The following is an 18,479-nucleotide window of genomic DNA, read 5'->3' on the forward strand; positions in this document are numbered from 1 at the left end:
GCCCGCTGTCTCGAGACTTTTTACTTAGACCCCGATGTGGGGCAGTGCGGTTATTGCCAAGCTGAGCCTGGAGCTCACCGCGAAGACGGACATGAGATGGGAAACCTGCTTCTTAACGGTCGATTGTGCGTAGTGCATCGACTTGGCAATCTCTGCGTTTGAGCGCCCTTCGCAGATGTAGCTCAAGATTTGCTTCTCAGTATCGGTGAGTAAGGCGTACTTCTCATTGAACTCGATAACGCTGGATTCTTTGTCGTTATCGCCCTCTGCATGGGAATCGGATTGGGGAAGGTAGTCAACCAGGCGGGTTAGCGCGTGCGGCGATACGGCTGTGCCACCGTTTACCGCCTCGCGCACAGCGGCATACATTGTGGCCGGCTTGCTGCTTTTTACAACGTAGCCGGCCCCTCCGTTGGTTAAGACCTCGATCATTGTTTTGTCAGTGTCTAAAGCGGTGATTGCTACGAATGCCGGTGGGGTGGGCCGCTTCTTGGCCTCGCGCAAGAGCGTTATTCCGTCCATCTCGGGCATGTGAATATCGGCGATGATGACATCGATGTCGATTTGGTCGAGAAGCGAAAGGGCTTCGACGCCGGTGCTGGCCTCGGCGACGACGTGAATGTCGGCAGTGCATGAGAAGTAGGTCTTCAGCGACGAGCGTACGAGGGGATCGTCATCAACGATCAACGTCGCAATGCGGCTATCAGTGTCAGCGGTGCTCATCGATGCTGGATCACCGACTTGGAAAATAGCCATAGGTATCTACTTTCATAGTTAAAACTCTTATTTATGCACACTTTATTTGTACCATCATTGAGCTCAATTAAAACCTCGCGCATTGGGCACGCGCGAAGGAGGATACTAAAGTATATTTCGCCTGAATATAAAGCTAAATTTGGGCCATTTCCGGTGGTTCAAGCGCGGTTAGGGGTAGCTTACTTACGGTAGCGGAAGTATGGTCCTAGGTGGATTCAGGCAAAGCCCAGTTCCACTTGTTAATGACCCTTTTACAGTTAGGACTCCATCATGGAAATCGCATCCACCGTTCTCGAAATCCTCGGCGGCATCTTCGAGGCAATCGCTGAAGGTCTGCAGAAGTAAGAGCTTCTAAAACCTTCAAACGCTCCCGCAGGCTAGTTCAATCGCACTGCCTCCGGGAGCGTTTGCATGTTTTGCGTGGATGCTGCGCTTGGACTCTTTATCGGTCTTAGGGGCGTCCGTGTGCTGCACCGTGGTTGCTGCTAGATGGTGACCTCACCATGTGTGGACACAGTAAAAGACGAAGCCCCGCCCCACCAGTGATGAGCTGGCAGGACGGGGGGTGCGGCTCCGGAAGAGCGGGCTCGTGTACTTACATCGCCGGGGAGAGGCCCGCGTCGTCCTGGCCGCTGACGCGGTAGAGGTGCTCGTTGACGAACTCACCCACGCCCCAGCGCTCGAGCTCGCGGCCATAGCCGGAGCGGTTAATGCCGCCGAACGGGAGGCCGGCAGCGGTGACGGAAGCCTCGTTGACGAAGGTCATGCCGTCGTTAAGCTGCTGCGCCACCTCGAAGGCCTTGTCGAGGTCGGAACCCCACACGGAGCTGGAGAGGCCATAGTCAGAGTTGTTGGCAATCGCGATGGCCTCGTCGATGTCCTTTGCCTTGTAGATGACTGCGACTGGGCCGAAGATCTCGTTGCAGGCGATCTCGGCGGAAGGATCGACGTCGCTAAGCAGCGTTGGCTCCATGTAGGCGCCGTCGCGGTCTACCTTCTTGCCACCCACACGGACGGTGGCGGTGCCATCGGCAACAGCCTTGTCGAGGCGCTCGATGATTTCGTCGCGGGCACCGATGGAGGACAGTGGGCCGATGTCGGCATTCTTGTCGTCGTATGGGCCGACCTTGAGGTTGCCGATCTTTTCTACCAGGTAGTCGAGGGTGCGATCGTAGAAATCCTCCAACACAATCAGGCGCTTTGGGGCGTTGCAGGCCTGGCCGGTGTTGTACATGCGGATTGGTACGAACTGATCGAGGGTCCACTCGAGCTTCTTGTCATCGATGATGATGAACGGGTCGTTGCCGCCGAGCTCCAGCACGGACTTCTTGTAATTCTCACCCGCGGTCTTTGCCACCGCAGCGCCGGCTGCTTCAGAGCCGGTGAGGGAAACGCCCTTGATGCGCTTGTCCGCCACGAAGGCATCCATCTGGGAGCCGGAAGCGTAGATGTTGATGAAAGCGTCCTTCGGCAGACCTGCCTCTTCCAGGAGATCCTGGCAGGCCTGGGAAGACAGCGGGCAGATGGAAGCGTGCTTGAGCACGATGGTGTTACCCAGCAAAAGGTTCGGCGCCGCGAAGCGGGCAACCTGGTAGTACGGGAAGTTCCATGGCATAACGCCCAGCAGCGGGCCGAGCGGCTCCTTTTGAACAACAGTCTTTTGCGCGCCCTGGGCCGCCAAGTACTCGGGCGCGAGCAGCTCGTGAGCGTGCTCGGCGTACCAGCGGTAGATGTCAGCGACGATTTGAATCTCGCCCTTTGCCCAGCGCGTGAGCTTACCCATCTCACGGCCGATGTGCTCGGCTAGCTTGTCTGCATTTTCTTCATAGAGATCTGCAGTGCGGAAGAGGATGGCTGCACGCTCCTCGATTGAGGTGCGGGACCAGCTCTTGAAGGCTTCCGTGGAGCGGTCCAGGATCGCGTCACGGTCAGAGTCATTGATGCGGTCGAAGGTCTCCTCGGAGACGCCAGTGTTTGGGTTCTCAAGTGCAAAAGTACTCATGTCCCCTGTGTACCCGCGGTGTGCCGAGCCTTCAAGAAAAATTAGTCACTTATAAAATGGTAAATCGCCCTAACAGGTCTATCATCCCTATTTGTGAAACGAAGATCTTTGCAGAACCGAAGCCGCATCTTTGGCCCTGCACGCGTGACAGCTTTGGGCTTTTTTCTGCTCATCATGCTGGGGGCATTCCTGCTGATGCTGCCTTTTTCTACCGAAGGATCGCAGTGGACGCCTCCCTTGCACGCTTTCTTCACAGCGACTTCCGCTGTCTCTCTGACCGGTCTTATCGTTGAAGATACCGGCACGTACTGGACTCCCTTCGGCCAAGTGGTAATTATCACCCTCATCCAGCTCGGCGGCTTGGGAATCATGTCGCTTGCTTCCTTGTCCGGCATGCTTTTAACCGGACGCATCAGCTTGAAGGCGCGGCGCTCGACGGCCGCCGAGGGCCGCCCCGTAGCCGGCGGCATTCGCCGTACCCTCTTGCTTACCTTTCTCGTCACCCTCGTTTGCGAGGCTGCAGTTGCTGTCCTCTTGGCCCTACGCCTGCATTTCGCACATGGCGTCCCAGTACTGCGCGCGATGTGGGAGGGTGTCTTCCACGCGATTTCGGCATTTAACAACGCGGGTTTTAGTACGTACTCGGACAATATGATTGGTTTTAATACCGATGCGTGGATTCTGCTGCCGGTGGCCTTTGCGCTCATCGTGGGTGGCTTGGGCTATCCCATGTTGGCGGAGATAGTGCGCCGTATCCGCGGCCGGATCAAGCTCGCCCTGCGAGGGCGTGCGCCGCGCGTGCACCACATGTCCATTACCGCGCGGATGACGCTGGTGGGAACTGCCATTTTGCTCTTCGGCGGCATGACGTTTTTCTTGGTGGCCGAGTGGTCCGGCGTGCTGGCAGATATGCCGTTTGGCACCAAGCTGCTCAATAGCTTCTTCATGAGTGCTTCGCCGCGTACCGCGGGCTTTAATGCCATCGACTACGGGCATGTACATTCCATTACCTTGATGGCCTCGGACATCTTGATGTTCATCGGCGGCGGCTCCGCCGGTACGGCCGGCGGCGTGAAAGTGACCACCACCTGCGTGCTCGTTGCGGCGATGGCGGCGGAGTTCCTGGGCCGTGAGGACACCACCATCGGTAAGCGCCGTTTGCCGAATTCGATTACGCGCCAGGCGCTCGCCCTGACTGTGGCCGGTGCGGCAGTGGCGATGTTCGGAGTTGGAACCCTAGTGGTTTTGAACCCGCAATTCTCTACCGACCAGATCACCTTCGAGGTGCTCTCGGCTTTCGCCACCGTTGGTCTGTCCACAGGTATTACGGCCAGCCTGACCGCGCCTTCCCAGATTATTTTGTGCTTCATCATGTACCTTGGCCGCGTTGGGCCGACCACGTTGGTGGCCGCTTTGGCCGCGCGCACAGTAACTCGTCACTATCGCTACCCAGTAGAAAGGCCGTTCATTGGCTAACATCTTCGGCGCGCTGCGCCACGAAAAGCAATCCATCGACATCCCCGCAGTGGTCGTCATCGGCTTGGGGCGCTTCGGTTTTTCCCTGGCGCGTGAACTTATGGATCATGGCGTTGAGGTGCTCGGCATCGACAATTGCGAGAAGTTCGTGCGTGATTATTCGCCGGTTCTCACCGAGGCAGTACAAGCTGATACAACCGACGCCGAGGTCTTGCACCAGCTGGGCATCGACGAGGTGGACCGCGTGGTGCTGGCCATCGGCTCGCACCTAGAGGACTCCATTTTGACCGCCTCAAATTTGGTAGAACTCGGCGTAAAGGACATTTGGGCGAAGGCGGACTCCGACGCGCATGCACGCATCCTGCTGCAGCTGGGCGTACACCACGTCATCCGCCCAGAACGCGACACTGGTCGCCGCATTGCACACTTGCTCGGCGGCAAGTTCGAAGATTTTGCCGAAATCGCTGAGGACTATGGCGTTACCAAGCTCACCCCGCCCGCGCACTTGGTTCAAACCCCACTAGATCCGCAGAAAACGTGGGAAAAACATCGCGTGCAGCTGGTCTCAGTGCGCAAGGACTATGGCCACTGGATGCCTGTTGAGAAAGGCCAGAAATTGAACCCGACGGATCTTATCGTGATTGCCGGCAGCCCCGTCGCCTTGGAGAAGTTCTCCGAGGCTGGGTCTTAGTATTCTTAGTCCCCTGCCTGGCGGTATCCGCGGCGCAGGTCATCGACCACATAAGGATGATCGAGCGTGGAGGCCGGCAGGTTGCGCGGCTGGTTATCTAAGCCGAATGATTGCGCGGCCTCAAGAGTCGCATCATCGAGGTAGCGCAGCGGGGGAGCGTAGTTGGGCACGGAGATTTCCTCCGCGCAGGCCACAAAGCCCCAGTCACCAAAGGTGGGCACGTGCACGTGATAAGGCACGGTGGGGCAGCCGGCGGAACGCAGTGTGGAATCGATACGCCAGAACACATCGGGAGTACTAAAGGCACTGGTTGCCTGCACGACCATCTTGCCGCCGGGAGCGAGCATCTTGTGCGCCATGGAGTAGAACTCTTCCGAGTAAAGGCGGGCCATGGCGGCGGAGTCGGGGTCGGGTAGATCGATGAGGACGGCGTCGTAAAGCGTGTGATCACCACCCGATCGCAACCAGGTAAACGCGTCCTCGTTGAGGATCCGCACGCGTGGATCTTCCATGGCGCCCCCGTTGTTCTCGCGCAGGACCGTGTTGGCCACGTTCACCACCTCGGGATCGAGCTCGACCTGGGTGACTTTAAAGTCCATCTTGAGAAGCTCGCGCGCGGCTAAGCCATCGCCGCCGCCAATGACGAGCACTCGCCCGCCCGGCTCGGCAGGCAGCACGGGATAGACCAGGGACTCGGTGTAGCGATACTCATCGCGGGAGGAATATTGCAGGCCGCCGTTGAGATAGAGGCGCGAATCCTTGCCGCGTTTGGTCACCACGATGTCCTGGTAATCCGAGGTATGGGCGTAAATGACAGGATCATCGTAGAGCGATTGCCGGGCGGTTACCACTATGGATTCGCTGCGGATGATGAGAGTGAGCAGCAAGGCGATAGCGCCCAGCAGCGCGAGGACATGCATTAGAAGCTGCTTGCCGGAGAGCACCGTGCGCAGTAGAAGCAGCGCAACCACGAGTGCGGCGATGAGGTTGACCAAGCCGGCCGCAGCGGTGCCACGAATCATGCCCAGCCACGGCAGCAAGACAAATGGCCATGCCAAACCGCCCAGCAGGCCGCCGACGTAATCCGCGAAGTTGAGGTTTGCCACCACCGAGCCGGAATCCTCAGCATTCGAGGTACGCCCGCGCTGAATCAGCGTCATAAGCAGTGGTACTTCCATACCCACCAAAACGCCAATGAGCAGTGTCGCTAGGACCAAAATGAGGGTGGACTGGCCCACAAGCGCGAAGACCATGTAGAGCACCACGGCGCTCACGCCGCCGCACAGGCCGAGCAAGGTTTCGACGATGAGGAAAGAACTCGCCGGCCACGACAAGAATGGCTTGGCCATCAACGCGCCCAGGCCCAAGGAGGCGACGTAGCCTGCCACGATCAGCGAGGTCTCTACAATGCCGCCGCCGTTGAGGCTCGTGGACAGCGTCAGCAAGGCCAGCTCGTAGACCAAGCCCGAAGCTGCGCAGATACAGACTGAAATAAGCAGAGCTACCCGCCAGGCGCGCGAGCGGACCAGCGAATCTGCGGCGGGGGAAGCGTTTAGGTCAGACATGCGGCATTAATTGCGCCGACAACGATGAGGATGACGCTCGCGCAAAAGGTGCCCGCGCGGGGCTTGGTATCTTCCACCAGATCCCGGAAACGGCCGGGGATAAGCGCCTCCAAAATGACCAACGCTAGTGCCTGCAGCACGATGCCGACTAGGCCGTAGACAGCGGTTTCTAGCAGATCAAAAGAGTGCACGATGGCGGTAACCAGCACCGCTCCCAGGGCAATCTGCTGGGCGGAAGCGATGACCGCAGCGTTGACGTGATGATCAACGAAGACAGCGCGGTAAAGCTTGCCCGGGGTGAGCAGATCCAGAACTACGAAGCCGGCAAGTAGCAGTACCGCTGCAACACCGAAATAAGCAAAGGTGGCCAGGATTGAATCGAGCATGAACTAAAGCCTTTCTATTTCACGCCGCCGGAAGAGCCGGAGGAGCCGCCGGAAGAGCGGGAAGGGGAGGAGGGACTAAAACCGGGACCTAAGAAGATATAGGTGCCGTCGTGGAAGTGATCGAGATTTTCCACGCGCACTGAACAGTTCTGCGGGCCAGTGGGCTCGACCTTGACAATCTGCTTGCGGTAGCGCAGGTACTCCGTGCCCGTTGCGGGATCGAATTGGCGCGCCTTCGGCTTGTGCTCTGCTGCAAGGCGGTTGGCCTCTGCCTGAACATTGTTTGCTTGACAGGTGCCTGACCTGATGGGAGCGCCAGTAACGCCGGGTGAAGTCAGACCGCCAATTACTGCGAATAGTACGGCGAAGACCAGTGACCATTTCCAGCCTTTGTCATAGTTCATGGAATCCACCTACTTGTAGTCTTCACGATTATTTCTTCTGCAGGGTACATATGCACCGTTTCCCACTCGAAGCCTGCGCAGTCTTCGAGTGCGGTGCCCTTGAGGGCGGTGACGTGGTATTCGCCCTGCCCGGGAAATTGCGCCGAGAGCCAATCCGTGCCCGATACCCGTTGAAATTCTGCGGCGAAGCCATCCGCGCAATGCTTGGCGACGTCCGTCTTCAGCTCGTAGCCCGTCATCTCACCGTAGGTCTGCGGCAGCGGACCCTCACAGTGGCAGGAGATCTCCTCGCGGAAGAGTAGCGTCTTGCCGCGATAAACGCTGGCAGTATGCGAAGCGCCGATGATATCCAGCTCAAGCCGCAGGCTGTCGGAACCGTGAAGCATGGTCGTGCTTAACGCCTGCGGGCGCGGGCCGTTTAAGCGCAGCCCCAAGTCAGCGGCACTGACGTCCGCGCTGGGGCAATCTAGAACCTCCACTGCGGCCTATGCCTTCGGAGCTGGGTACACGGTGAACTCACCCGGCAGCATGGTGTGGCCGGTGGATACCTCCCAGCTGTCATTGTTGGCCCAGCCCTCAAAGCCCAGCAGCTTGTCACCCGCGGAATAATCTACGTAGCGCATCTCGCCGGACTCTGGCAGGCCGGTGGTGCCGGTGGAGGTGTAGCGCGCATGGCCACGCTCGTCCTCACTATATGTAACTCCCTCGAATTCCACGGTGCCGCGATCTGGCGTGACGCCGGCGCCCTTGCGGGAGGTCCACCAGGTGAGATTGAGCTGGCCTTCATCGACCTCGACTCCCAGCCAGGAGGAGTTATCTCCACCGTCGAGCAGGTACTCGTACCAGTAATAAGGGCCCTCATTTAGGGTCAGGGTGCCGCGGACGACGTAGTCGGTGGCGCCGTAACGGATGATTGCACCCGGACCAAGATTTTCTGGATTGAACTCGTTTTGGCCTTTGGCCTCGGCGAAGTAATCCTTGGAGAAGGTATCGCCCGTCTCCTGCGTGCTAGCCGCCTTGGCTTGGCGCGATTTAAAGAACATGTAGATGGCCGCGATTAACAAAACCACGGCGAGCAGAAAGAAAATCTTGTTCATGACTGGCCCTTTAATTTTTTGCTTAGCTTAGGTCTGTAGCAGTCACCTTAGCCCACGCCTTGGACGTCCGATAGTCCTACGCATTACGCTGGGGAATTGTCGTTTTCAATTCGATGGATTTTAGGTCGGCGTATGAACGAAAAAGAGCTTATTTCTACTGCGAGCGATGCGGCGGAAGAACTCATTGACGCCGAGTCCTATCCCTTCGTCGAAGGCTGGCGAGCCTGGCGGGTGCGCGGAAAGTGGTTCATGCTGGCCACCACCATGCCTGCGAATAAGCCCTTCGGTGGAAAGAAGGCCATCATTCTCAAAGCTCCGCCGGAGGATGTCTCCGCTTTGCAGGCTGGTTATGCCGACATCGGCCCTGCATATCACATGAATAAGCGGCACTGGTACACCGTGTATCCCGGGGATTCGATAAACCCCAAGTTAGTTCGGGAGCTCGTCCAGGAATCTTATGCCGCGGTGGTGCAAAAGCTGCCTAAGGCGCAGCGCCCTGCCGGGTGGCAAGAGGCAGTGCGTTAAGGAAATATAAAAAGCAATGGAAAAATCTAATGGCCGGTTCCCACGCTTTGTCTATGAAAAAGGCACAGAGCCCGATCCGCGTTTCAGCATGGCCAACGAGCGCACGTTCTTGGCATGGATTCGTACCTCGCTCGCTTTCATCGCAGGTGGCGTTGCACTGCAGGCTTTCGACCTCCCGATTCATGGCACGCTGCCCCTCATCATCTCCGTGATCATGCTGGTGGTCGCCATCGTATTGCCGGCGGTGGCGTGGGCGCATTGGGCGGCGTCGGAAAGCGCGATGCGTGAGCAAAAGCCCCTGCCGCCGAATGTCGCGATGCCTCTGCTCGTGTTGGTGGTGCTGCTTATCGGCGTGCTGATCCTGGTAGGTCAGCTCGTGGGCGCGGGGGCATAAATGTATGACCCAGGGCTGCAGCCGGAGCGCACCCGGCTGTCGTGGCAGCGCAGCCTTTTGGCGTTCGTGCTGGTGGTTCTGGTGGTTTTGCGCAGTGAGCTGCCGTGGACCATTGCGGAGCTCAGCGCCTTCGTGGGCGGCGCGGGTGCCTGCGCCTGGCTGGGTTGGCGGGTGCGCCGCCGTAACGCGCTTTACGACGCCGCTCTTCACACCGGCGGCGCCCTCCCCGGCGCCGCGGCGCTGGCGGGCCTAGCCGTGGCCGTGATGCTGCTGGCAGTGCTGGCTCTGGTGGGCCTTGGTGGGGGTAACCGCGTTTAAAAACCGATTTTTTCTTTGGTTCAAAGTTGTATGGTGTTCGCAAACGTGGGTATTGCATGGTTCGCATTTTGCTTATCCCCGCGTGCTAGAAGGTTTGGCAAGGAGAACTGAATGACGACCCCGCAAACACATGAATCAACAGCTCACGTAGAAGGCGAAGAAGATCACGGCGTCGCCAAGCGTGAATGGCGCCGCATGCTTATAGGCCTGTTTCTAGGCTTAGCGCTGGCCGCCCTGGTGTGGTTTATTTTTCCGTCGAATGCGGTGGATACCGTGCTGCAATCCTCGGGCGCGGACCCAGAGGAAACCTATACTTATGGCGCGATTCGCGCGGTTGCGGCGGTGACCATCCTGATGGGCGTGTGGTGGATGACCGAAGCAATTCCGCTGGCAGCTACGGCACTTTTGCCTTTGGTTATCTTCCCGCTGGCCGGCGTGGGCACCATTAAGGAAGTTGGCTCGCCTTATGCTTCGGCGACGATCTTCTTGTTTATGGGTGGCTTCCTCATTGCGCTCGCGTTGCAGCGTTGGAACTTGCACCGCCGCATGGCCCTGGCGGTGGTGAAGGTGGTTGGCACCTCGCCAAAGCGCATTGTGCTGGCTTTATGCTGGCAACCGGCTTTTTGTCCATGTGGGTCTCAAATACGGCGACCGCGGTAGTCATGCTGCCTATCGGTACCTCCGTGCTGGCGCTGACCGCAGACACCGTGGGTGGCATGGCCAAGCAGAAGAAGTTTGCAACGGCGCTGATGCTGGGCATTGCGTATTCCGCGTCCATTGGCTCCCTGGGCACGCTGATCGGTACTCCGCCGAACGCTCTGTTGGCCGGATATATGAAGGAATCTCACGACATCGTCCTCGGCTTTGGCAAGTGGATGATCGTGGGAATGCCGCTGGCAGTTATCTTCCTGTTTATCGCATGGCTGTTGTTGGTGACCATCTTCAAGCCGGAGATGGACCGTATTCCTGGCGGCAAGGAGCTAATTGACCGCGAAATCGCAGCTCTTGGTCCGTGGACTGCTCCGCAGATTCTCACCGGCATCATCTTCCTAGGCGCAGCTATCGCCTGGGTGGTCGTTCCTTTCTTGGTTGGCGAGGACTCAAACTACGACGATGCCATCGTCGGTATTGCTGCCGGCCTGCTGCTGTTTATCATCCCAGCCGACGCCAAGACCGGCGTGCGCCTGCTGGACTGGAAGACCGCGAATGAGATGCCGTGGGACGTCCTGCTTCTCTTTGGTGGTGGCCTGTCTCTGTCCGCGATGTTTAACAACTCGGGCCTATCTCTGTGGATCGGCGAGATGGCTAAGGGTCTCGGCGGCCTGCCCACGGTGCTGCTCATCGCAGCAGTTGCGCTGCTGGTTCTTTTCCTGACCGAGATCACCTCCAACACGGCAACGGCGGCGACCTTCCTGCCCATCATGGGCGGCGTTGCGGTTGGCATTGGCCTGACCGAGGGCGGCGAGATCAACATCCTGCTGCTGACCATTCCGGTGGCGCTCGCGGCAACCTGCGCGTTCATGCTGCCGGTGGCAACCCCGCCGAATGCCATCGCATACGGATCGGGTTACGTGAAGATTGGCGACATGATCAAGGGCGGCGTCGGTCTCAACCTCATTGGCTGCGTGCTGATTACTCTCACGGTCTACCTGCTGGCCGTGCCGGTCTTTGGGCTGGTGCTTTAAAGGCTGGTGTTTAAGTGCAGTTATCGACAGGTTAACAACGCGTAAAAACGTGTGTTGGCCTGGCGATTTGCCGCCTTTAAAGAACGGCACTATAGTTAATCCACGTTGCAGCGAGAGATTGCACAGCAATCAAACGCAGTAGCGGTTAGCGCCCGTAGCTCAACGGATAGAGCATCTGACTACGGATCAGAAGGTTGGGGGTTCGAATCCCTCCGGGCGCACAAAATTTTCTCGCGGTTTCCTTCTTGGAGGCCGCGAGATTTTCGTTTTGTATGGGTGGCGCGAAGGAGGCGCTTGGTGGCTCTTGGCGGCGGCGCGGAGTCAAATGGTGAGGCCAGCCAGTCAAATGGTGAGGTGTAGATGGTGAGGTGACCGCTCACCAGCCACGGGCGTTAACACCAGTCACTTCCGTTGCGGGGCGACCTCACCATTTGCGATTTGCAGCCGCAGGGGCCGTGCAGAGAACCTGGTGCCGTGCGAAGGACCCGCGAGGCGCGGAAGCTGCTGCGAGAGAGGCCGCGGCGTACTATGAGCCCGGAACCGCTTTACGAGACCTCATTTTTAGGTGCTTAGCTTCATGGCCAGTAAAAAGTTTGCCTTCGCCACGGGAACTAGAAAGGTGAGCGTGAACAACAACAAACTCGTGCCCTGCTTGGTAGCGGGCGCAATCCTCGGCGTGGTGCTGTGGGTTGCCTCGGGAATGCTGGTGCTTTTCCCGATTGGGCTCGCGCTGGGCCTTCTGGGACTTCCCATCCTTGCGGTGAGCAGGGATGAATCGAAGTCCCGCAAGCGGCGCGACGATACGTTCCGTGACTAGACGGGGCGGGAAGGCTAGACAGGGCGGGAAGCCTAGACAGGCCTAGAAGACTAGACGGGGCTAGAAAATCTCGATTCGCCCGCCCAAAGACTCCGACTGACGCAGCTGCGCCACCCAGTTCGGGCCACCCGGGTGCAGGCGCAGTACCGGCCGCGAGGAAATCTTGACCGGGGAGACCGATTCCTTGCGGGCGCCGGAGCGTGCCTCAATGCGGGTGCGGGCGCGGAAGCCATTTTCCGCGAGTTCAGCAACCGAGGGCTGCTCAGCGGCGAGCGAGTCGCGCGCGGCCTGGAGGAGCTGCAATGCTTCATCGAGGGCGTCGACAAGCGCGGGTGCGTTGGTCTCACACATCTGCCGCACTAGCTCTGGGGCGGTGCCGGCCACGCGGGTGCCGTCCTTGAAAGAACTCGAGGCCAGTGATTGCGCGAGGACGCCGCCGTTGTCGCCCACCACGGCGAGGGTTTCAGAGAAGACGTGCGGCAGGTGAGAAATGCGCGCCACCGCGGCATCGTGATTTGCCACGCGCACGGGGACGGCCTCAGCGTGCACCATCTGCGTCATACGCACTACATCGGAGAAGGTCTCAATCCACTTCTTCGGGATGCGCTCTCCGCGGGCCTCGCACTCGGCGGCGTAGTCATAGGTAATTGCCCATGCTGCACCCTTAAAGAGCTTGGTCTGCGAGTGGTCCCAGCCTGAGTTCTGGGTGCCGGCCATCGGGTGGCCGCCCACGTAGCGCGATTCCATGCCGCGCTCCAAGAAGAGATCGCGCACCTCAGTCTTCACGGAAACTACGTCCGTGATGCCACAGCTCGCCGCGTGCTGTTGAATCTCGTCCAAGACAGAAGCGACCGCTTTCATCGGGGTAGCGATGACGATTAGTGCATCATCTGCCTCCGCGCGGGTCAAAATTGCCTGCAGGTCATCGGTGACGTCATAGCCCGCTTTGATGGCGCTGCGGGCACCGGAAGTTGAGTGATTATAGCCATATACTGCGTGTTTGCTTGCCGCGAGATCGCGCAGCAGGGAACCACCAATGAGGCCGAGGCCGATGATGCATACGGGTCGTTGAACGTCTTTAGAACTCACGGTGACAATTCTGGCACAACACGACTAATCTCACGAGGTATGAGTGATGACAACATCTCCTTCGCAGTTACCGTTGCCCGCAATGAGGGGCAATGGGTGGTTCGGGAGTTTGATGACGACTTCGAGGACATCAACACCTCCATCAGCGCGGTGCGCGCGCTGCGCTCCGAGGGCGCGGCCTTCGCGCTGCTGTGCGTAGAGGATGAATACTTCGTTGTCGTACGCCCAGTGCCGGGAGATGTGCGCATGCTGATCTCTGACGCCACATATGCCGACGAGGATGATTTTGCCGCAGACTTCCTGGAGCTGCGCGACCTTGACTTTCCCGAAATCGTTGACGACGACGAGGATCCAGATCCTTATGGCGACGGCGACTTCGATATCTTTGCTGATCTTGGGCTCAGTGAAGATCAGTTGGGCTACATCATCGACAATGACGAAGATTGGCCCTCCGATATGCTCCTGCGCATCGCGGGCGATTTAGGCTTCGGTGACGAGCTCGAAGAGATCATTGCTTAAATCCCAAGGCTTGGCCAGCGCCGAGGCGCGCATGCGCCGCGCGCTCGAGGTGGCACGCCAGACACCCGCGGGAGACATCCCGGTAGGAGCGGTGCTTTACGACGCCGCCGGCAACGAGCTTTCCACCGGCGTCAACCGCCGGGAGCAGCGCGGCGATCCCACCGCACATGCGGAAGTGGAGGCGATTCGCGCGGCCGTCGCCAAGCATGGCGATGGCTGGCGCTTAGAAGGCTGCGAACTTGTGGTCACCCTTGAGCCGTGCGCGATGTGTGCCGGGGCTATCCAGGGGGCCCGCGTGGCTTCCGTGGTCTTTGGTGCTTTCGAACCGAAGACGGGCGCGTGTGGCTCGCTTGTCGATGTCCTGCGTGCCCCCGGTGCCCTGCACGTGCCCGAAGTGCGCGCCGGAGTTTGCGAGGAAGAATGCGCCGGACTGCTCACCGGCTTCTTCGGCGAGCTGCGCTGACATTGCGTAGGATGGGGTCACCGCAAACAAAAAGGAGAAATAACATGGGCGATTTCGAAAACAAGAAGGACGACCTAGTAGGTAAGGCAAAGGAAGCTGCGGGAAACGCAACCGACAACGAGGATCTTGCTAACGAGGGCAAGGCAGACCAGGTTACTTCCCAGGCTAAGGACAAAGTCTCTGACGCTGTCGAGGGCGTAAAGGACAAGGCCAACGAGGTTATTGGCGGCCTGAAGGACAAGTAAATCCGGCGGGATTTTGTGCCGCGCGCTTCAACACGTAACCTAGACCACGGTGGCGTGTCCGAGCGGCCGAAGGTGTTCGCCTCGAAAGCGAATGTTGGGTAACCCCCAACCGCGGGTTCAAATCCCGCCGCCACCGCCATAGCGAAAGCCGTGGGGCAAGTAATTGCTCCACGGCTTTTCTTGTTTTAGCTGCCAGCGGCTGGCCGCTAGACTGGGCGAAGTTAATCAACGAGACAGAAGGTAACTCCTGTGGCAAAACTCTTGTACCGTCTTGGGCGCTGGTCCTTCCTCAACAGGTGGAAAGTGATCATCGCGTGGCTTGTGATCTTTGTGGCCGCTGTGGGCGCCACGATTGCCTTGATGAAGCCCATGACTTCGGAGTACTCCATCAAGGGCACGCCGGCGATTGACGCTACCCACCGCGCCGCCGAGCTCTTCCCGGAAAGCGGCAATTTGGCCAGCGCGCCTTCTGTGAACCTGGTCTTCCAGGCGCCGGAGGGACAGAAGCTTTCTGACCCGCAAAATAAGGAAGCGATGCAGCAGGTGGTCGATCAGATCACCAACGAGCTCGGCATCAAGGACCAGCAACGCTGGGGCAACCCGCTCGACGTATCGCCGGCTTTGCAGCAGCAGGTTATCGATCAATTCACCTCAATGGGCCTGCCGGAAGAGACCGCCCGCAAGGATGCGGATAACCTCGCGATGGTTAATGAGGACGAGACCATCGCCTACACCACCTTCAACTTCGATGCGGAAAGCTCCTACACCGTTGAGCAAGAAGACAAGGACGTCGTCACCGCGGCGATGGAGCTGGGCCGCGAGAAGGGGCTAACGGTCGAGGCTGGCGGCGCGGGCTTTGGCGATGAGATTAAGGTCAACTCCACCTCGGAGATCATCGGCCTGGGCGTGGCCTTCCTCGTCCTTATCTTTACCTTCGGCTCCTTGGTTTCGGCGGGCATGCCGCTGATCTCGGCCGTCGTGGGCGTGGGCCTGGGCGCGCTCGGCGTCATGATTGCCACGCACTGGATTGAGCTCAATAACTTGACCCCGGTCCTGGCCATCATGATTGGCCTGGCCGTGGGCATCGACTATGCGCTGTTCATCATGTCGCGCTACCGCCAGGAGCGCTCGCGGATGGATGGGCCCGAAGCCGCCGGCATGGCGGTGGGCACGGCAGGTTCCTCCGTGGTCTTCGCCGGCGCCACGGTCTTCGTGGCGCTCTTCGCCCTCATCGTGGCCAAGATTGGCTTCCTCACCGCCATGGGCTTGGCTGCCGCGGGCACCGTGTTCATGGCGGTGCTCGTCGCGCTGACCCTGGTGCCGGCGCTGCTTGGCCTGGCCGGCGATAAAGCCTTTGCCGGTCGAATCCCCGGCATCGCCGGCAACCCGAATAGGAAGGGCAAGCGCCGTAAGGGCGCCACCATGGGCAACCGCTGGGTGCGTGCGGTGCAGAAGGCCCCGGGCCTGGTCATGGCCGTGGTCGTGTTGGGTCTTGGCGCGTTGAGCGCCCCGGTGTTGGACATGGAGCTCGCGCTGCCGGCGGATACCAGCTCGAATCCGGATACCACCCAGCGCAAGTCCGCGGACCTGCTGGCCGAAGGCTTCGGCGCAGGCGTCAATGGTCCATTCCTGGTCATCGTCAACGGTGAGGAAGCCAACCCAGACGCGCCGGCTCTCCAGCCGCTGATTCAGGGTCAAGAAGGCGAAGACCAACAAAAGAAGGCAACTTTCGCCTCCTTCATGTACGCGACCCAGCAGCTTAACCAGGTAGGCGGCGTGAAGCACGCACAGATCGTTGGCCTCAACTCTGATCAGACCGCGGCACAGATCATGGTCGCACCGACCACAGGCCCGACGGATCCCACGACCGTCGGCACGGCGTCGGCTCTGCGTGCAGAGAACGAGCGCTTGGGCGAGGTCACCGGCGCGGAAATCGGCATGACTGGCCTGACCGCCGTGCAGCTAGATATCACCGAGCGCTTGGAGGCCGCCATGCTGCCTTACCTCGCCATCGTGGTGGGCTTGGCCATCCTGTTGCTCTTCTTAGTCTTCCGCTCGGTCTTGGTCCCCGTGGTGGCTGGCTTGGGCTTCCTGCTCTCAGTGGGCGCGGCCTTCGGCCTTACGGTTCTGGTGTGGCAGGACGGCCTCTTCGGCCTGGTTCCGGCGCCTGGTCCGCTGATTTCCTTCATGCCTATCTTCCTGATCGGCGTGACTTTCGGCTTGGCCATGGATTATCAGGTCTTCCTGGTTACCCGCATGCGCGAGCACATCGCGCGTTATCCACGCGGCAATGGCACCAAGTACAACGCCGTGGATGAGGCCACCATCGCGGGCTTTACCGAAGGCGCGCGTGTGGTCACGGCCGCAGCCATCATTATGATTTCGGTCTTCGTGGCGTTTATTAACCAGCCGCTGCCGTTTATCCAGATCTTCGGTTTCGCCCTTGCCGCAGGCGTGCTTTTCGACGCCTTCCTTGTGCGCATGTCCCTCGTCCCCGCCACGATGTTCCTATTGGGCCGCGCGACCTGGTGGCTGCCAAAGTGGATGGATAAGGTCATGCCTTCCCTCGACATCGAAGGCACAGCTCTGGAAGAAGAGTGGGAGCGTGAGCATGGCGGCGCATCTGCGGATACGACGCAACACGTAAACTAGCCTCTATGATCGAGCAACAGCCGCCTTTTCCTGCACCCAAGCTAGAGACTGACCTGAGCTTCGACGTGCGCACGCGCCTCGACCAGGCTGGTCCTGGCAAGCATGGTCGCAGCGGCACCATTCATACACCGCACGGGGATATTCAGACCCCAGCCTTTATCCCCGTGGCCACCAAGGCCACGGTTAAGACCCTGACCCCGGAGCAGATCCGCCAGACGGGCGCGCAGGCTATCTTGTCCAACGCTTATCACCTTTATCTGCAGCCGGGCCACGACATCGTGGATGAGGCTGGCGGCGTCGCGACCTTTGAAAACTGGCATGGCCCCACCTACACGGACTCCGGCGGATTCCAGGTGATGTCGCTTGGCGTGGGATTCAAGAAGGTCCTGGCCATGGACACGGCCAACCTGACCGAAAAGGACATCCGCGCGGCCAAGAAGGAGCGTATGGCGCAGGTCGACGAGGATGGCGTGGACTTTAAGTCTGTTATCGATGGCTCGAAGCACCGCTTTACCCCGGAGGTCTCCATGCAGATTCAGCATGGTTTGGGTGCTGACATCATGTTCGCCTTTGATGAGCTGACCACCCTCATCGATAGCCGTGCCTATCAGGAGGAATCCGTCGCGCGAACGCACCGCTGGGCGCAGCGCTGCCTCGACGAGCACCACCGCCTGACCGAGGAGCGTGGCCCGCAGAAGCCGCGCCAGTCCCTATGGGGCGTCGTCCAGGGCGCGCAGTACGAGGACCTGCGCCGCCAAGCCACCCGCGGTCTGGTGGAGCTTTCCCAGGCTGCCGAGGCGGACGGCAAGCGCGGTTTCGGCGGCTTTGGTATCGGCGGCGCGCTGGAGAAGGAGAACCTGGGCACCATCGTGGGCTGGGTCTGCGACGAGCTTCCTGAGGATAAACCGCGTCACCTGCTGGGCATTTCCGAGCCCGATGATTTGTTTACCGCGATCGAGGCTGGTGCCGACACCTTCGACTGCGTTGCGCCGACCCGCCTGGGCCGCCGCGGCGGCGTGTACACGCTCGATGGCCGCTTGAACCTCAAGGGTGCGCGCTTCAAGCGCGACTTCACGGGCATCGACGAGGAGTTCGGCGGCTACGTCTCGGAGAACTATTCCCGCGCGTACATCCACCACCTGCTCAAGGCCAACGAATTCCTGGCCGGCACGCTGTGCACCATGCACAACCTTACCTTCATGATCCGCTTGGTGGACAACATCCGCGCCTCCATCGACGGCGGCTACTACGAGGCCTACCGCGACGAGTTCATGGGCCGCTACTACGCCGGCAAGTAAGCTACCTCCCTGCGCTCGCCGCCTCTTTTCCGCAAATACCCAGGGCTGGAACTGCAGACCTCCTGTTCGGCTTTTCTCGCGCTTGCCGACGCCGCCC

General features: G+C 59.7%; 19 protein-coding genes, 2 tRNA genes and 1 pseudogene. 14 read left to right on the plus strand and 8 right to left on the minus strand.

What is annotated here, in order from left to right; translation table 11 throughout:
* Nucleotides 1-24 precede the first annotated feature (24 nt).
* Together HMPREF3158_RS04795 and HMPREF3158_RS04800 are read right to left on the minus strand one after the other, a co-directional pair.
* A complete protein-coding gene (locus HMPREF3158_RS04795; RefSeq protein WP_246816179.1) occupies nt 25-756 on the minus strand; it encodes a response regulator in 732 nt (243 codons plus the stop codon).
* Nucleotides 757-1,351: 595 nt separating this feature from the next.
* Nucleotides 1,352-2,758 (minus strand): NAD-dependent succinate-semialdehyde dehydrogenase, encoded by a 1,407-nt coding sequence (locus tag HMPREF3158_RS04800; RefSeq protein ID WP_070497520.1) that lies wholly within the window; start codon nt 2,756-2,758, stop codon nt 1,352-1,354.
* Between the two features lie 174 nt (nt 2,759-2,932).
* Between HMPREF3158_RS04800 and HMPREF3158_RS04805 the strand changes: the two genes are divergently transcribed.
* Together HMPREF3158_RS04805 and HMPREF3158_RS04810 are read left to right on the plus strand one after the other, a co-directional pair.
* On the plus strand, nt 2,933-4,234 hold the full coding sequence (locus tag HMPREF3158_RS04805) for a TrkH family potassium uptake protein (RefSeq protein ID WP_246816185.1): 1,302 nt from the start codon (nt 2,933-2,935) through the stop codon (nt 4,232-4,234).
* Nucleotides 4,227-4,925, plus strand: a complete 699-nt coding sequence (locus tag HMPREF3158_RS04810; RefSeq protein ID WP_179294263.1) for a potassium channel family protein — start codon at nt 4,227-4,229, stop codon at nt 4,923-4,925. Before HMPREF3158_RS04805 ends, HMPREF3158_RS04810 begins: the two co-directional genes overlap by 8 nt.
* Before the next feature lie 5 nt (nt 4,926-4,930).
* On the opposite strand, the gene HMPREF3158_RS04815 is transcribed toward HMPREF3158_RS04810, so the two are convergent.
* Genes HMPREF3158_RS04815 through HMPREF3158_RS04835 form a run of 5 tightly spaced genes read right to left on the minus strand, consistent with a single transcriptional unit; the run spans nt 4,931 to nt 8,377 of the window.
* The gene (locus tag HMPREF3158_RS04815) at nt 4,931-6,490 is read right to left on the minus strand and encodes a polyamine aminopropyltransferase (protein WP_070497521.1); all 1,560 of its coding nucleotides are present in this window, start codon (nt 6,488-6,490) and stop codon (nt 4,931-4,933) included.
* Nucleotides 6,478-6,876 carry a DUF350 domain-containing protein gene (locus tag HMPREF3158_RS04820; protein ID WP_070497523.1) on the minus strand — a complete coding sequence of 133 codons (399 nt, stop codon included), beginning with the start codon at nt 6,874-6,876 and terminating at the stop codon, nt 6,478-6,480. The genes HMPREF3158_RS04815 and HMPREF3158_RS04820 overlap by 13 nt, the downstream gene beginning before the upstream one ends.
* A gap of 14 nt (nt 6,877-6,890) precedes the next feature.
* Entirely contained in the window at nt 6,891-7,280 is a 390-nt protein-coding gene (locus HMPREF3158_RS04825; RefSeq protein ID WP_061920038.1) for a DUF4247 domain-containing protein, read from the minus strand.
* On the minus strand, nt 7,277-7,759 hold the full coding sequence (locus HMPREF3158_RS04830) for a DUF2617 family protein (protein WP_062042714.1): 483 nt from the start codon (nt 7,757-7,759) through the stop codon (nt 7,277-7,279). The genes HMPREF3158_RS04825 and HMPREF3158_RS04830 overlap by 4 nt, the downstream gene beginning before the upstream one ends.
* 6 nt (nt 7,760-7,765) lie before the next feature.
* A complete protein-coding gene (locus tag HMPREF3158_RS04835) occupies nt 7,766-8,377 on the minus strand; it encodes a DUF4178 domain-containing protein (protein WP_061920042.1) in 612 nt (203 codons plus the stop codon).
* A 132-nt stretch (nt 8,378-8,509) separates the two neighbouring features.
* On the opposite strand from HMPREF3158_RS04835, the gene HMPREF3158_RS04840 reads away from it, so the two are divergent.
* The 6 genes and pseudogenes from HMPREF3158_RS04840 to HMPREF3158_RS04865 all read left to right on the plus strand — a co-directional run bounded on the left by HMPREF3158_RS04840 (nt 8,510) and on the right by HMPREF3158_RS04865 (nt 12,116).
* Entirely contained in the window at nt 8,510-8,902 is a 393-nt protein-coding gene (locus tag HMPREF3158_RS04840; protein WP_061920044.1) for an MmcQ/YjbR family DNA-binding protein, read from the plus strand.
* 16 nt (nt 8,903-8,918) lie between these two features.
* Nucleotides 8,919-9,296, plus strand: a complete 378-nt coding sequence (locus HMPREF3158_RS12735; protein ID WP_070497525.1) for a YidH family protein — start codon at nt 8,919-8,921, stop codon at nt 9,294-9,296.
* The gene (locus HMPREF3158_RS04850) at nt 9,297-9,614 is read left to right on the plus strand and encodes a DUF202 domain-containing protein (RefSeq protein WP_062036242.1); all 318 of its coding nucleotides are present in this window, start codon (nt 9,297-9,299) and stop codon (nt 9,612-9,614) included.
* Nucleotides 9,615-9,725: 111 nt separating this feature from the next.
* Nucleotides 9,726-11,299 (plus strand): annotated as a pseudogene (locus HMPREF3158_RS04855) (DASS family sodium-coupled anion symporter).
* A gap of 148 nt (nt 11,300-11,447) precedes the next feature.
* Nucleotides 11,448-11,520: transfer RNA gene (locus HMPREF3158_RS04860), tRNA-Arg, on the plus strand.
* A 404-nt stretch (nt 11,521-11,924) separates the two neighbouring features.
* Nucleotides 11,925-12,116, plus strand: coding sequence for a hypothetical protein (locus HMPREF3158_RS04865; protein WP_235590976.1), 192 nt, complete (start codon nt 11,925-11,927; stop codon nt 12,114-12,116).
* A gap of 60 nt (nt 12,117-12,176) precedes the next feature.
* Here the strand turns inward: HMPREF3158_RS04865 and HMPREF3158_RS04870 are convergent, their stop codons facing one another.
* Complete coding sequence (locus HMPREF3158_RS04870; RefSeq protein WP_070497527.1) at nt 12,177-13,205, minus strand: prephenate dehydrogenase; 1,029 nt, start codon at nt 13,203-13,205, stop codon at nt 12,177-12,179.
* Nucleotides 13,206-13,244: 39 nt separating this feature from the next.
* On the opposite strand from HMPREF3158_RS04870, the gene HMPREF3158_RS04875 reads away from it, so the two are divergent.
* From HMPREF3158_RS04875 to tgt, 6 genes are all read left to right on the plus strand, one after another.
* Nucleotides 13,245-13,724 (plus strand): tRNA adenosine deaminase-associated protein, encoded by a 480-nt coding sequence (locus tag HMPREF3158_RS04875; RefSeq protein ID WP_070497529.1) that lies wholly within the window; start codon nt 13,245-13,247, stop codon nt 13,722-13,724.
* A 31-nt stretch (nt 13,725-13,755) separates the two neighbouring features.
* Entirely contained in the window at nt 13,756-14,187 is a 432-nt protein-coding gene (locus tag HMPREF3158_RS04880) for a nucleoside deaminase (protein WP_046645837.1), read from the plus strand.
* 44 nt (nt 14,188-14,231) lie between these two features.
* Nucleotides 14,232-14,432 carry a CsbD family protein gene (locus tag HMPREF3158_RS04885; RefSeq protein ID WP_061920058.1) on the plus strand — a complete coding sequence of 67 codons (201 nt, stop codon included), beginning with the start codon at nt 14,232-14,234 and terminating at the stop codon, nt 14,430-14,432.
* A gap of 48 nt (nt 14,433-14,480) precedes the next feature.
* Nucleotides 14,481-14,571 (plus strand) — tRNA-Ser (locus HMPREF3158_RS04890).
* 110 nt (nt 14,572-14,681) lie between these two features.
* On the plus strand, nt 14,682-17,084 hold the full coding sequence (locus HMPREF3158_RS04895; protein ID WP_070497531.1) for an MMPL family transporter: 2,403 nt from the start codon (nt 14,682-14,684) through the stop codon (nt 17,082-17,084).
* Nucleotides 17,085-17,089: 5 nt separating this feature from the next.
* Nucleotides 17,090-18,382 carry a tRNA guanosine(34) transglycosylase Tgt gene (tgt, locus tag HMPREF3158_RS04900; protein ID WP_061920062.1) on the plus strand — a complete coding sequence of 431 codons (1,293 nt, stop codon included), beginning with the start codon at nt 17,090-17,092 and terminating at the stop codon, nt 18,380-18,382.
* Nucleotides 18,383-18,479: the final 97 nt, after the last annotated feature.

The sequence above is a fragment of the Corynebacterium sp. HMSC06G04 genome, from assembly GCF_001807365.1.
In the GTDB taxonomy this organism is placed as follows: domain Bacteria; phylum Actinomycetota; class Actinomycetes; order Mycobacteriales; family Mycobacteriaceae; genus Corynebacterium; species Corynebacterium simulans.

Bases quoted from the DNA above. Each gene is read 5' to 3' on its own strand.
- HMPREF3158_RS04795 (WP_246816179.1), bottom strand. From the start codon at position 756: ATGGCTATTTTCCAAGTCGGTGATCCAGCATCGATGAGCACCGCTGAC.
- HMPREF3158_RS04800 (WP_070497520.1), bottom strand. From the start codon at position 2,758: ATGAGTACTTTTGCACTTGAGAACCCAAACACTGGCGTCTCCGAGGAG.
- HMPREF3158_RS04805 (WP_246816185.1), top strand. From the start codon at position 2,933: ATGCTGGGGGCATTCCTGCTGATGCTGCCTTTTTCTACCGAAGGATCG.
- HMPREF3158_RS04815 (WP_070497521.1), bottom strand. From the start codon at position 6,490: ATGTCTGACCTAAACGCTTCCCCCGCCGCAGATTCGCTGGTCCGCTCG.
- HMPREF3158_RS04820 (WP_070497523.1), bottom strand. From the start codon at position 6,876: ATGCTCGATTCAATCCTGGCCACCTTTGCTTATTTCGGTGTTGCAGCG.
- HMPREF3158_RS04825 (WP_061920038.1), bottom strand. From the start codon at position 7,280: ATGAACTATGACAAAGGCTGGAAATGGTCACTGGTCTTCGCCGTACTA.
- HMPREF3158_RS04835 (WP_061920042.1), bottom strand. From the start codon at position 8,377: ATGAACAAGATTTTCTTTCTGCTCGCCGTGGTTTTGTTAATCGCGGCC.
- HMPREF3158_RS04840 (WP_061920044.1), top strand. From the start codon at position 8,510: ATGAACGAAAAAGAGCTTATTTCTACTGCGAGCGATGCGGCGGAAGAA.
- HMPREF3158_RS12735 (WP_070497525.1), top strand. From the start codon at position 8,919: ATGGAAAAATCTAATGGCCGGTTCCCACGCTTTGTCTATGAAAAAGGC.
- HMPREF3158_RS04850 (WP_062036242.1), top strand. From the start codon at position 9,297: ATGTATGACCCAGGGCTGCAGCCGGAGCGCACCCGGCTGTCGTGGCAG.
- HMPREF3158_RS04875 (WP_070497529.1), top strand. From the start codon at position 13,245: ATGAGTGATGACAACATCTCCTTCGCAGTTACCGTTGCCCGCAATGAG.
- HMPREF3158_RS04880 (WP_046645837.1), top strand. From the start codon at position 13,756: ATGCGCCGCGCGCTCGAGGTGGCACGCCAGACACCCGCGGGAGACATC.
- HMPREF3158_RS04885 (WP_061920058.1), top strand. From the start codon at position 14,232: ATGGGCGATTTCGAAAACAAGAAGGACGACCTAGTAGGTAAGGCAAAG.
- tgt (WP_061920062.1), top strand. From the start codon at position 17,090: ATGATCGAGCAACAGCCGCCTTTTCCTGCACCCAAGCTAGAGACTGAC.